The sequence below is a fragment of the Caballeronia sp. LZ029 genome, assembly GCF_031451275.1.
In the GTDB taxonomy this organism is placed as follows: Bacteria; Pseudomonadota; Gammaproteobacteria; order Burkholderiales; family Burkholderiaceae; genus Caballeronia; species Caballeronia jiangsuensis.
In genome coordinates, this window is sequence record NZ_JARUXO010000093.1 from 248,025 (window position 1) to 261,426 (window position 13,402).

Consider the following 13,402-nt stretch of genomic DNA (forward strand, 5'->3'; position numbering starts at 1 on the left):
GTTATCGCAAATGGAATACGTGCGTCTCGGCCAGTCCGGCCTCAAGGTTTCGCGTCTGTGCCTCGGCACGATGAACATGGGCACGCCGCAATGGAAGCCCTGGATTTTCGATGAAGCGCAAAGCGAGCCGATCGTGAAGCACGCGCTCGATCACGGCGTGAACTTCATCGATCTGGCCGATTTCTATTCGACGGGCGTCGGCGAAGAAGTCGTCGGCCGCATTCTGAAGCGTCTCGTGAAGCGCGACGAAATCGTCGTCACGACGAAGGTCGGCTACGACATGGCGAGCCACGCGAACGCGGGCGGCCATTCGCGCAAGCACATCATGGACGGCATCGACGCGTCGCTCAGACGTCTCGACATGGATTACGTCGATGTCTACATGCTGCATTTCTTCGACGTGAACACGCCCGTCGAGGAAACCATGTGCGCGCTCGACGACATCGTGCGCGCGGGCAAGGCGCGTTACATCGGCGTATCGACGATGTACACCTGGCAGTTCGCCAAGATCATGCAGGCATGTGAGCGCCACGGCTGGCACAAGCCGGTCAACATGCAGTTGCAGCTCAATCTCGCGTATCGCGAGGAAGAGCGCGAGATGATTCCGTACTGCATCGATCAGGGCGTCGGCGTCTCGGTGTTCAGCCCGCTCGCGCGTGGTCTTTTGACCTGCGATGCGAAGTCCAACCGCAATCAGACCGACTTCTTCACCGCGCAAATGTACGGCGACCGTGCCTCGCAGGAAGTCTCGGCGTCGGTGGCGCGCGTGGCGGCGCGGCGCGGCGTATCGGCGGCGCAGATCGCGCAGGCGTGGGTGCTGAGCCGTCCGGGCATCGCGAGCATGCTGGTCGGAGCGGACTCGGCTGCGCAGTTCGACAGCGCGCTCGCCGCGCTCGACACGCGCCTCGACGCCGACGAACTGCACGAGCTGGAGCGCAACTACACGCCGTGCGATCTCATCAACGACTACACGGCGGGACGGCGCATCGCGCGCGAGTCGCGTGCCGCGCAAGGCGTGTTCGACGACACACTGGAGCGCGCAGCATGAAGACCCTGTTGCAGACGAATCACTACATCGACGGCCAGTGGCGCGAGAGCGCGAGCACCTATGCCGTGCGCAATCCGGCGACGGGCGACGTCATCGCGAACGTCGCGCGCGGCGGCAGCGCGGAAACCCGCCAGGCGATCGACGCCGCCCGGCGCGCCTTCCCGGCCTGGCGCGCGCTGACCGCGAAGGAACGCGGCGCGCGCGTGAAGCGCTGGGGCGAACTAATGCTCGCCAATCGCGACACGCTCGCCGAACTGCTGACGCGCGAGCAGGGCAAGCCGCTTGCCGAAGCGCTCGGTGAAGTCGCGTATGCCGCGAGCTTCTTCGAATGGTTCGCGGAAGAAGCCAAGCGCAGCTACGGCGACGTGATTCCGAGCCCGAAGCCGAATTCGAAGATCATCGTGACGCGCGAGCCGGTCGGCGTCGTCGCGGCGATCACGCCGTGGAATTTTCCGCTCGCGATGATCACCCGCAAGGCCGGCCCGGCGCTCGCGGCGGGCTGCACGATGGTGCTGAAGCCGTCGGAGGAGACGCCGCTGTCCGCGTTCGCGCTCGGCGTGCTCGCAGAGGAAGCGGGCATTCCGCCGGGCGTGTTCAATATCGTGTCGGGCGATGCCGTCGCCATCGGTCAGACGCTGACGGAATCTCGCGATGTGCGCAAGCTGTCGTTCACGGGCTCGACGCGCGTCGGCAAGCTGCTGGCGAAGCAGTCGTCGGATACGCTCAAGAAGCTGTCGCTGGAACTCGGCGGCAATGCGCCCTTCATCGTTTTCGACGACGCCGATATCGACGCCGCCGTGCAGGGCGCGATCGCGTCGAAGTTCCGCAACACCGGACAGACGTGCGTCTGCGTGAACCGCTTCTACGTGCAGGACGGCGTCTACGACGCGTTCACGCAGGCGCTCACGCGCGCCGTGCATGCCTTGCGCGTCGGCAACGGCCTGGCAGGCGAGTTCGATCAGGGTCCGCTCATCAACGAAGCGGCGCTCGCGAAGGTGCAGACACATGTCGCCGATGCCGTGAGCCACGGCGCGAAGATTCTCACCGGCGGCAAGCCGCACGCGCTCGGCGGCACTTTCTACGAACCGACGGTGCTCGCGGACGCGAAGCCGTCGATGCTGATCGCCGGTGAAGAGACTTTCGGTCCGGTGGCCGCGTGCTTCCGCTTCAGCACAGAAGAAGAAGTCATCGCCGCGGCGAACGACACGCCTTACGGCCTGTCCGCGTATTTCTACACGCGCGATCTGGGCCGCGCATGGCGCGTCGGCGAGGCGCTGGAGAGCGGCATGGTCGGCATCAACGAAGGCATCATCTCGACGGAAGTCGCGCCCTTCGGCGGCGTGAAAGAGTCGGGACTGGGCCGCGAAGGATCGAAGTACGGGCTCGATGAATACATGGAGCTCAAGTACATGATGATGGCCGGCCTCGGTCGCTGAGGCATCAACCGCCGCGCACGCACGAACGACAAAACCATCGCGTGCGCGGTTTTCATGCGGTGCGATCCGCGCCGCTGCACTCCGAATGGAGGAGATACTCTTGGATACTCGAAGCATGAGCGCGGATGCGCTCGCTGCGCATGCCGCCGCGCCTTTCGCCGGCACCCCCGATCGCGTCGCGCTCGACGATGTTCCGCTGAACCGCTTTCACGTCAAGATCGCGGGTCTGACCTTCGGCGCGCACTTCACGGAAGGCTATGCGCTCGGCACGATCGGCTATGCGCTGACATCGCTGAACAGGCAGATTCCGCTCGATGCATTCTGGATGGGCCTGCTCGGCTCGTCCGCGCTGATCGGCATTTTCATCGGCAGTCTCGTGTTCGGCTGGCTTTCCGACAAGCTCGGACGGCAAAAGATCTTCCTGCTGAGCTTCGTCATCATCACGGCGGCCGCCTTCGCGCAGTTCTACGCGACGACGCCCGCGATGCTCGTCGGCCTGCGCGTGTTGATCGGCTTCGGCATGGGCGGCGACTTCGCGGTCGGACATGCGATTCTCGCGGAGTTTTCGCCGCGCAAGCATCGCGGCACGTTGCTGGGATCGTTCAGCGTGATCTGGACGATCGGCTATGTGATCGCGAACGTGCTCGGCATGCATTACGCCGACGCCTCGCCGGACGCGTGGCGCTGGCTGCTCGCGTCGGCTGGCGTGCCGGCGTTTCTCGTGCTGATCCTGCGCATCGGCACGCCGGAGTCGCCGCGCTGGCTGCTCGGCCAGGGACGCAAGGACGAAGCGTTGCGCATCGTGCGCAAGCACTTCGGTCCGAACGTCACGCTCGGCGCGAATACCGGCGGGCACGACGCGCCTGCGGGCGGTTTCGCGCGGCTCTTCAAACCGGATCTGATCCGTCGCACGATCTTCAACTGCGCATTCTTCGTGTGTCTCGTGATTCCGTATTTCGCGATCTACACGTTCCTGCCGAGCATTCTCACGGCGATCCGCGTGCCCGAAGGCTCGGGCGCCGATCTCTTGCTGAATGCGTTTCTCGTGCTCGGCGCGCTACTCGGCATCTGGCTGACCATCAGGCTGTCGCGCCGCTCGTTTTTGATCGGTTCGTTCGCGGTGTGCTGCGCGTCGCTGCTTGCGCTGGCGATGCTGCCGGCTTCGGCGAATCTCGGGATGATCGTCGCGTTCGGCATCTTCACGCTGACGATGTCGGCGTTCTCGAATCTCGTCGGCGTGTTTCCGCCGGAGTGCTTTCCGACCGAGGCGCGTGCTTGCGGCGTGGGGCTGTCGATTGCGTGCAGCCGGCTGGGATCGGCGGTCGGGACGTTTCTGCTGCCTGTCGGCATTGCGCAGGCCGGCATTCAGATGACGATGCTCGCGCTGGCCGCGGTGCTGCTGGTCGGCATGATCGTGTCGATCGCCTGGGCGCCGGAGACGAAGCATCTGACGTTGAATCAGTGCGGTCAAGGCGACGTAACGCGTTAAACAGCAGGGGTTTAAGAAACGGACGGCAAACCAAGCGGGTTTGCCGCCTGTCGATCCGCGATTATCAGACGGGAAACCGATGTCTCAGACCGTCAGACCATCAACGCCGCTCGGCTGCGACGCACGTCATGTCTGAACACCTCCTGGGCCGCTCGAAAGATACGGTAAGATTCACATTGAATCCGTATTAAAAAAGAAAATCGTTCTGCATCCCTCCCACGGGGAGAAGGGAACCGGGCATGGCGATGAGAGACAGCAAGATCGAAATGCTCGACGCGAGCGCGATCTATCAAGGAGTACGGTGGTCGGGATCGGACCACGCCGAGGGCATTACCGAGCGATTCCGCAAGTTTTACGCAGGCATGCGTGAGGACGGCGCAAACGATTATGATCTGGACCGCATCGCATCAGCGAGTTTCTATCTACGATCCCTCATTCAAAGAAAGGGTCTCGCGGGAAAGGAACTCACAGCCGTAGAAATCGGGAGCGGTGCCGGCGCGAAGGCTATCTCGCTGTGCGGATTATTCGGCACTTACATCGGGATCGAGATCAACGTCAAGCAAGTCACGCAGGCCGAATTACGCAACCGGCGCTACGGTTCGGATTCGATCCGGTTCATTGCCGGTAATGCCACCGATGTGCTGGACAACCGCAAGGCATACGGCATCCCCGATCACATCGACGTTCTCATTCTCTACGCGGTGCTCGAACACCTGACACTTGACGAGCGCTCGAGCATTATGAGAGTGGTGAACCGGGTTGTATCGACCGGAGGATCGGTGCTCGTCATGGAGTCGCCGAACAGGCTGATTCCCTACGACTCGCACACTTCGGGACTTCAGTTCTACAACTGGCTGCCGGACGCGATGGCCAATTCGATCGGAAGGCAACGCTCGGTCAATGCGAAGATCCGTACGATGCTCCGGGATTGGGAAGCTCCAGACGCGACAACGATGCTTGCGCGGGCCGGGCGCGGCGTCAGCTTTCATGACTTCGATGGCCAGTTGCGCAGGCCGCTGCGTAATTATTCGTTCGTGGCGGACGGATTCGATGTCGAGATGCTCAACATGGAACCTTTCGGTTATCAGGAGTTCTCGCTGCTCGGATATATGCAGGCGAACGTTCCCGATGTACCGCCGTTCCCGTTCTCGCGATCGTGGCTCGATTTCGTCATCGGCGAAAGAAGCGAGAAAGTCGAGCGCCGGTTTTTCTCGCCTTTCTGGCCGAAGTGGGCATCGTTCGACGAACCGCCGTCATTCTGGTATCCGGTCGGTGTGTCGCTCGCGCAATGGGCATGTGAGCCCGGATGCTACGTTAAAGATCTCACCTTCCTGTTCACAGGCCAGAAGGGCCGCGCCGAAATCTCGGTGAATGGTCAGCCGTATGCCGAGGTGGATATCGAGTCACTTGCGATAGCCAAGCCGGATACCTGGCATCATGCGCACTCGATCTGTCTCTCGATCGAGGCTCAGGTATCGTCCGTGCAAGTAAAGAACGTTTCGGGCGAATACATCCTGTTTCAAGGCGCCTTCGCCTCAGTCACGCCTTAAAGACCGCTCCGCGCATCTGAGCTTGAATCAGGCAAGCGGCACCTGATCGCCCGCTCAGAGCTGCGCGGCCTTCGCCCCCTCGCCGCGCAGCCATTCCGCAAACGCCTGCACGCTGTCCAGTCCCGCATGCGACGGCGCGATATCCAGCCAGTAGCCATAAGGCCCGCTCGATTCCACCGGCGACAACTGCACGAGCGCGCCGTCATGCAAATCATCGACGATCATGTTGCGGTCCACCACCGCGAGGCCCGAGCCCGCGCGCGCGGCATGGATCGCCTGATCGAGCGTGGAAAATTCGATGCCGTTCTCCGCATAAGCACGCGGCAAACCGGCCGCATCGAGCCAGTTGGGCCAGAGCGTCAAGCGCACGTCGTTGTGCAGCACATGCAGCGTCGGCGTGCGTTCGAGCAGCGTTTCGACCGGCTGCCCAACATACTTCTTCGCACCGACGAGCACATGCCGTTCGATGAACAGCAACTCCGAGCGATGATCCGCGCGCGCCTCGTATCCAAAACGAATGCTGCAATGACGATCGTCGGTGGCATCGGTGCGCACGGAAAGGTCGATATCGGGCACGGCGTCCATCAGCGCGCCGAGCCGCGGCGACAGCCAGCGCGACGCGAAGGTCGGCGGCGCGGTCACGGTCAGCCGCTTGCGTTCGCCGGGTTTCGCGCTGGACAGCGATCGCGTCACGCGCTCGATCGAATCGAACGCTTGCGCCAGGCACTGAAGCAGTTCCTCGCCTTGCCGCGTCAGGCGAATGCCTTTGTGATCGCGGTCGAACAGCTTCGTGCCGAGCGCATCCTCGAGCAGGCGAATCTGCCGGCTGACCGCGCCCGGCGTCACGCACAGCGCGGCCGCCGATTTGTTGAAGCTCATATGCCGCGCGCTTTCTTCGAAGAAGCGCAATGCGGTCAGGGATGGCAGACGGCGCACGGTTGTCTCCTGGTTCTTTTATTGGCGGCGGCGCTCCGGCCGCCTGTCCTATTCTCTCGCGCGCAACGGCCAGCCGCGCTCCTGCTCTTCGATCTCCCGACGCAGCCAGTCGCGGAACGCGGCGACCGGCGGCGCGTCGTCCTGGCCGGTGCGCGTCACGAGCCAGTAGGACTGGTGTCCGTCCACTTCGACGTCGCTCAGCGGCACCAGCGTGCCCTGCCGCAACTCGGACGAAATCATGTGACGGTCGGCCATCGTGACGCCGAGCCCGTCCACCGCCGCGCGGATCGCGTGATCGAGCAGATCGAATTCGTGGCCGCCGCCGAGATCGACATCGTCGATACGCGCGGCCTTCAGCCAGTGCTGCCACGTCAGATAACGCTGATCGCTGCTCGCCAGAACGTGCAGCAGCGTGAACGCGCCGAAATTCTCCGCCGCGCCCGTGCGTCCGCCAAGCAGCGACGGCGCACACACGGCGAGATGCCGCTCGTTCATCAGCAACTGATTGTCGAGGCCGTCCCACTCGCCGTCGCCGAAACGCACCGCGCAGTCGAGCGAGCCCGATTCGACGAGATCGTCCTTCACGCTGGATGTCACGGTGAATTCGAGCTCGGGCGCCGCCGCGCGCAGCGATTGCAGCCGCGGCATCAGCCAGCGGCTGCAAAAAGTGGGCGGAACATTGACGCGCAGGCGCTTCAGGTGCGTCTTCTCCTGAATGCTGCGTACCGTCAGTTCGATGCGGTCGAACGACAACTTGAGCGCCTGCAACAACAGGCGCCCCGTCGCGGAGAGTTCGAGATGATGATGGCGGCGCACCAGCAGCGTCTCGCCGAGTTGCGTTTCGAGCTGGCGGACCTGCCGGCTCACCGCGCTTTGCGTGACGTGCAGCACTTCGGCGGCGCGTGTGAAGTTGCCGGTGTGTCCGGCCACCTCGAAAGCCCTCAGCGCATTGAGGGCGGGCATCTTTCGCTTCAAGACCATCTCCTTTTCGCCGCCGGAGGCGGCTCCGGCGCGCGACGCGCATTCGATACGCAAGTGCACCGGAGCATGCCGTTCTTTAGCGGCATTTTACGAATCGAGGCAAATTATGCAGCTTCGGCGCGCCTGCTCGCGCCGTGAAGTTCAGACCGGCACGAGTTCCGCCGGCGTGGACGCCTGAGCCGGGTCGGCGTGCGCGTCTTCGAGGATCATGTCGGCGCCTTTTTCGGCGACCATCATCGTCGGGGCGTTGAGGTTGCCCGACGTGATATTCGGGAACACCGATGCATCGACGATCCGCAGCCCGTCGATGCCATGCACGCGCAGCCGCGCATCGACGACGGATGTGGCCGCATCCGCGCCCATCGCGCACGATCCGCACAGATGGTAGATCGAGCCGGACTGATCGCGAAAATAATGGAGCAGCGCTTCCTCGCTTTGCACGTCCGGTCCCGGCGAAATCTCCTCGGCCGTGATGCCGCGCAGCGCCTTCGAATTCATGATCTTGCGGATCAGCTTGCTGCCCTGCACGGCTTCATGCAAATCCTTTTCGGTCGTCAGCGCGTTGATGCGGATCGCCGCGGCATCTTCGACGCGGTTCGACGTGATTTCGATGCTTCCCCGGCTCGTCGGACGGCACGGATTGAAGCACAGCAGGAAGCCCGAATACGGTTCCGGTTCGAGCTGCGCCTTGCTGCTCTTCGGAATGCGGTACGACAGCGGATTGAAGTAAAGCTGAAGGTTCGGTTCCGCTTCCTGCGCATCGCCCTTGAAGAAGCCGCCCGACTGATTCACGCTCATCGACAGCGGTCCCTTGCGCGAGATCAGATAGCGCAGCGCCGCCTTCGCCTTGCCCGCCAGCGAGCGGAGTTCGTCGTTCAGCGTCTTGACCGTCGCGCGATAGTAGAAGCTCACGCACAAATGATCCTGTAGATTCCGGCCCACCGCAGGCAACGCGTGCTGCACGGCAATGCCATGCTTCGCGAGCAGCGCCGGTTCGCCGACGCCGGACAGTTGCAACAGCTTCGGCGTATCGACCGCGCCCGCCGCGAGAATGACTTCCCGCTTCGCACGGAACGTCAGCGGCTCGCCCTTGCGCGATGCCTCGATGCCCGTCGCGCGCTTGCCGTCGAACATCACGCGGCGCACGGTGACATTGCGCTCGACGCGCAGGTTCTTGCGCGACAACGCGGGATGCAGATACTCGAAGCTGCTCGACGAGCGCTCGCCGTTGCGCGCGTTGATGTCGTAAATGGCGGCGCCTTCGTAGTCCGGGCCGTTGATGTCGCCGGTAATCGGATAGCCCGCCTGACGCGCGCCTTCCAGAAACGTGCCGCAGATCGCATGCGCGCCTTCCTTCATCGACGTAATGGCGATCTTGCCGTCCGCGCCGTGATATTCGGTGTTGCCCGCCCAGTGCGATTCGACGCGCCGGAAGTACGGCAGCACGTCGCGAAAGCTCCAGCCGGGGTTGCCCGCGCGCGCCCAGTCGTCGAAGTCGTGGGGCTGGCCGCGCACGTAGATCATCGCGTTGATCGAGCCGGAGCCGCCCTGCACCTTGCCGCGCGGACAATAAAGCTGACGGCCGTTGAGCTGCGCTTCCGGCTCGCTGTAGTACATCCAGTTGTATTCCGGGTTGTAGTAGGTCTTGGTGAACCCGACCGGAACCCTGAACCAGAATGAACTGTCCGCGCCGCCCGCTTCCAGCAGCAAAACCGAATGCTGTCCCGACGCCGAGAGCCGGTCCGCGAGAATGCAGCCCGCCGATCCGGCGCCCACGATGATGTAATCGAATTCCATGATTCTGTCGCCTTCAGTGCCTTCGGTTCAGCCCCTTGCGGGCGCGAGGTCCTTCACGTCGAACGGCCTCGCAGCCATCTGCAGATGCAGCCGCTCGCCGGTGTACGGCGTGTGCGCGCGCACGACGTCCATGTTCAGTTCCACGCCGAGACCCGGCTCGTTCGACGGAATGATGTAGCCGTCTTCCCAGCGAATGCCCGACTTGAGCACGTCGGCGTGGAAGCCGTCCCATGTGCCGATGCTTTCCTGGATCAGGAAATTCGGCGAACACGCCGCGATCTGGATGCTCGCCGCCGCGCCGACCGGGCCGTTGTAGAGGTGCGGCGCGATCTGCGCGTAATGGACTTCGGCGAGACTCGCGATCTTCTTCGCTTCGAGCAGACCGCCCACGCGTCCGACGTTGAACTGCAGAATCGACGCCGCGCGCGCTTCGAGCAGCTTGAAGAACTCGTACTTGGTCGTGAGCCGCTCGCCCGCCGCGATCGGGATGCTGGTCTTCGCGGCGACCTGTGCCATCGCGTCTTCCTGTCCCGGCGGCACCGGCTCTTCGAACCACAGCGGATCGAATTTCTCCAGACGCTGCGCGAGACGGATCGCCGACGACGGCACCATCTGGCCGTGAGTGCCGAACAGCAGATCGGCCTTGCTGCCGACCGCCTCGCGCACCTTGCGGCAGAACAGTTCGCAACGGTCCATCACGTCGAGCGACACCTGATGTCCGGAATACGCGGTGTACGGGCCGGCAGGATCGAACTTGACGGCCGTGAAGCCCAACTCGACGTTATGCGCGGCGCATTCGGCGGCGAGATCGGGATCGTCGTAGTCGTATTCGCCGCGCGCGTTCTTCGGATAGAGATACGTGTACGAACGCAGACGCTCATGCACGCGGCCGCCGAGCAGTTCGTACACCGGCTTGTTCGCCGCCTTGCCGATGATGTCCCAGCACGCCATTTCCAGGCCGCTGACGACGCCCATCATCGTGAGATCGGGGCGTTGCGTGAAGCCGCTCGAATAGCACTCGCGATAGAAGCGCTCGACATGATGCGGATCGTGTCCGAGCAGATAGCGTTCGAACACGTCCTCGATGATCGGCGTCATCGCTTTCGGATGGAACGTCGCGGAATAGATTTCGCCCACGCCCTCGATGCCGCAATCGGTACGCAGCTTGACGAAGATCCAGTACATGCCGCCCACATGCGGCGGCGGCACGGCGACGATATGAGTTTCCAGCGCGGCGATTTTCATGCTTGAGCTTCCTGCTTGTCGAGACGATGCTTGAAGACGAGACCGGCGACACCACCCAGCACGGACATGCAGGCGATATAGCCGAAGTAGAGTTGATAGCCATGCACGCCCGGATAGTTCTGCGTGAGATAGCCGTTGATGAGCGGCAGCACCGCATCCGGCGAATAGCCGATCACGGAGACGAGGCCGATGGCGAGGCCCGTGGTTTCGGGCGGCACCTTGCACTGATCGAGCAGCGACCAGTAGAGCCCGCGAATCGCGTAAGTCATCACGCCGATGAACAGCACGACCACGGCGATGACCGCATGGCTGCCGATGGACGGCGCGGCCATCAGCACGAGCAGCGCGGCGGCCGCCGCGAACAGCGCGAACACGAGCACCGAGGTCTTCGAGAAGCGGTCGCCGAGAAAGCCGCCGCCGATGCCGCCGATCGGGCGCATCCACAGCTTGAGCGTCGTGATGAAGCCGGCCGCCACCACCGACAAGCCGATTTCCTGTTCATGCAGATACGCGGAGAAGCTGTAGGTCGCCCAGAACACCTGATAGCCGCAGAACACGATCGCGGCGAGCAGCCACAGTTGCGGGTTCTTCAGCAGCACGGCGAGATCGCGCATGACGTTGCTGTCGCGGCGCTTCGTTTCCTTCGCCTCGACAGCGGCCGGATCGCGCACGAGACCGAGCACGACGCCGAGCCCGATGCACAGGAACGCGTACATGTAGACGACGAGCCGGAAGCCCGCCGCCGTCGATTCGCCGTGCGTCTGCGTGGCCCACGCGAACAGCGATATCGCGATGGTCGCGAGCAGCGCTTCGATCAGACCGCGCCCGCCATCGAGAAAGCCGAAGAAGCGGCCTTGTTCGTCGGTGCCTGCGATCATCTGCACGCGCTTGATGATCGCGGCCCAGAACGTGAGGCCCGTCGTCAGGCCCCAGCAGCCGAAGATCACGATCAGCGAGCCGAACGCCGGCGCGGTGGAGTACCACAGGCCGAGCGCGCCCGTCGCGATCAGCGAGAAGCTGATGAGCACGCGCGGCGCGATGCGGTCCGCGAGCCAGCCGCTCGGCAGATAGCAGACGAGAAAGATCGTGCCGAGTGCGGAATACAGATAACCGAGTTGCGATTCGGTGATGTGAAAGACTTCGAGCATCGTCGGCTGATAAACCTGCCGCAGATACAGAATCGGATAAATGGCGCCGGCGGCCAGAACGAGCAAAGTGAGCTGGATATAGCGGTCGGCGCGCGAGCCTTCGCGCGACGCGGCGACGCTCCGGCTGGATTGAGCGGGATTCGATGACACGGGTGTGCTCCTGGAAGGACAGCGGCGCACGGCATGTGAACGCCGCGCGGCTGGCCTTCGATATGTTTTTATTGATGGATGGATTGCTGCGAAACGGCCGGTCGCGTTTTGACAACCGGCCGCGAAACTCAGTACTTCATGACGACGAGACGCGTCTGCGTGAACTCCAGCATGCCGTGCTTGCCGTCGTCGCCGCCGATGCCGGAGCGCTTCCAGCCGGCGTGAAAGCCCTGATACGGATCGGCAGGCGTGCGATTGATATAGAGCTCGCCCGCTTCGATCGAATTGGCGACCTTCATCGCGTTGCGATAGTTCTCGGTGTACAGCACCGAGGAAAGACCGAACTGATGATCGTTCGCCATCCCGATGGCTTCATCGAGCGTCGTGTATTTCAGCACCGCGAGCACCGGACCGAAGGTCTCTTCCTGCACGATCTCCATGTCCTGACGACAGTTCGACAGCAGCGTCGGCGGATAGAAAAAGCCCTTGCGATCCGGCACTTCGCCGCCGGTTTCGAGCCGGGCGCCGCCTTCGATCGCACGGCGCACCATCGCGTGGATGCCGTCGCGCGATGCCGCATTGACGAGCGGTCCCATGAAGCCCGCATCGTCGCTGCGATCGCCGATGCGCTTCGCCCGCATCTCGTCGCGCAGCATGCCGACGAACGCGTCGTGAATGCTTTCGTGCACATAGACGCGCTCGATCGCCGTGCAGAGCTGCCCGCAATGCGTGAGCTTCGACGCGACCAGTTCGCGCGCCGCCTTCTGCAAATCGGCGTCCGGCTCGACGATGGCGGGCGTCTTGCCGCCGAGTTCGAGCGACGGTTTCGCGATATTCGCCTTGCAATAGTCCAGCACCTTGCGGCCCGCGTTGACGCTGCCCGTCAGCGTGATCATGCCGACCTTCGGATGCGTGCAGACGGCTTCGGCGGTGGCGTGATCCATCGCCAGGATATTGACGACGCCCGCGGGCAACTGCGCGCGCTCGACCGCGCGTGCGAGTGCGAAGGCCGACAGCGGCGTGTTGTTGCTCGGCCGCACGACCACGGTGTTGCCCGCGATCAGCGCGGGCGCGATCTTGCGCATCAGCGTGTAGATCGGAAAGTTGAACGGGATCAGGCACGCGACCACGCCGATCGGCTCGCGATGCAGCACGAGGTTCTCGTCGGGCGTGTCGCTCGGAATGACTTCGCCTTCGATGCGGCGCGCCCATTCCGCGTGATAGCGCGTGATCTGCGCGGCGTAGACGGCTTCGTTACTCGCATCGGCGACGCTCTTGCCGGATTCCATCGCGAGCGCGGCGCCGATTTCGGCGGACGCGCTGGTGATCTCATCCGCGAGACGCTGCATATGCGCGCCGCGTTCGACGGCGGGCAGCGCGCGCCACAGGCGTTGCGCGGCGGCGGCCTGTTCGACGGCCAGCAGCGCCTGATCGCGCGACGCGTTGTGGACGTGACCCGCGATCGCTTCGGTCGCGGGATTCAGGATCGCGACGACGTCATCGCTTAAAGGGGCGATGAAACGCCCGTTCACAAAATTGCGTTCTGGCTTCATTGGCAGCGGTGTCCCGTGAGTATTTGCGGCCCATTCTTTCGCGCTTCGCAGTGCAGCGACAAGCGAAGA

The 13,402-nt window shown here is 63.5% G+C and carries 10 protein-coding genes; 4 read left to right on the forward strand and 6 right to left on the reverse strand.

The features are described from left to right. The first annotated feature begins 10 nt into the window (after positions 1-10). The 4 genes from QCE73_RS35255 (at position 11) to QCE73_RS35270 (ending at position 5,523) form a co-directional block, all read left to right on the forward strand. On the forward strand, positions 11-1,048 hold the full coding sequence (locus QCE73_RS35255) for an aldo/keto reductase (RefSeq protein ID WP_309885522.1): 1,038 nt from the start codon (positions 11-13) through the stop codon (positions 1,046-1,048). Next, positions 1,045-2,484 carry an NAD-dependent succinate-semialdehyde dehydrogenase gene (locus QCE73_RS35260; protein ID WP_309885523.1) on the forward strand — a complete coding sequence of 480 codons (1,440 nt, stop codon included), beginning with the start codon at positions 1,045-1,047 and terminating at the stop codon, positions 2,482-2,484. The genes QCE73_RS35255 and QCE73_RS35260 overlap by 4 nt, the downstream gene beginning before the upstream one ends. A gap of 115 nt (positions 2,485-2,599) precedes the next feature. Beyond that, complete coding sequence (locus QCE73_RS35265; protein ID WP_309885680.1) at positions 2,600-3,973, forward strand: MFS transporter; 1,374 nt, start codon at positions 2,600-2,602, stop codon at positions 3,971-3,973. Between the two features lie 239 nt (positions 3,974-4,212). Next, entirely contained in the window at positions 4,213-5,523 is a 1,311-nt protein-coding gene (locus QCE73_RS35270) for a methyltransferase domain-containing protein (RefSeq protein ID WP_309885524.1), read from the forward strand. Between the two features lie 54 nt (positions 5,524-5,577). Here the strand turns inward: QCE73_RS35270 and QCE73_RS35275 are convergent, their stop codons facing one another. The 6 genes from QCE73_RS35275 to aldA all read right to left on the reverse strand — a co-directional run bounded on the left by QCE73_RS35275 (position 5,578) and on the right by aldA (position 13,333). Continuing rightward, on the reverse strand, positions 5,578-6,459 hold the full coding sequence (locus QCE73_RS35275) for a LysR substrate-binding domain-containing protein (RefSeq protein WP_309885525.1): 882 nt from the start codon (positions 6,457-6,459) through the stop codon (positions 5,578-5,580). Positions 6,460-6,507: 48 nt separating this feature from the next. Continuing rightward, complete coding sequence (locus tag QCE73_RS35280) at positions 6,508-7,422, reverse strand: LysR substrate-binding domain-containing protein (protein WP_309885681.1); 915 nt, start codon at positions 7,420-7,422, stop codon at positions 6,508-6,510. A gap of 159 nt (positions 7,423-7,581) precedes the next feature. Next, positions 7,582-9,237, reverse strand: coding sequence for a GMC family oxidoreductase N-terminal domain-containing protein (locus QCE73_RS35285; RefSeq protein WP_309885526.1), 1,656 nt, complete (start codon positions 9,235-9,237; stop codon positions 7,582-7,584). Between the two features lie 27 nt (positions 9,238-9,264). After that, positions 9,265-10,482: a mandelate racemase/muconate lactonizing enzyme family protein gene (locus tag QCE73_RS35290; protein WP_035500006.1), complete on the reverse strand. Its 1,218-nt coding sequence runs from the start codon at positions 10,480-10,482 to the stop codon at positions 9,265-9,267. Then, positions 10,479-11,780, reverse strand: a complete 1,302-nt coding sequence (locus tag QCE73_RS35295) for an MFS transporter (protein ID WP_309885527.1) — start codon at positions 11,778-11,780, stop codon at positions 10,479-10,481. Before QCE73_RS35295 ends, QCE73_RS35290 begins: the two co-directional genes overlap by 4 nt. 128 nt (positions 11,781-11,908) lie before the next feature. Then, positions 11,909-13,333 carry an aldehyde dehydrogenase gene (aldA, locus tag QCE73_RS35300; RefSeq protein WP_309885528.1) on the reverse strand — a complete coding sequence of 475 codons (1,425 nt, stop codon included), beginning with the start codon at positions 13,331-13,333 and terminating at the stop codon, positions 11,909-11,911. Positions 13,334-13,402 lie beyond the last annotated feature (69 nt).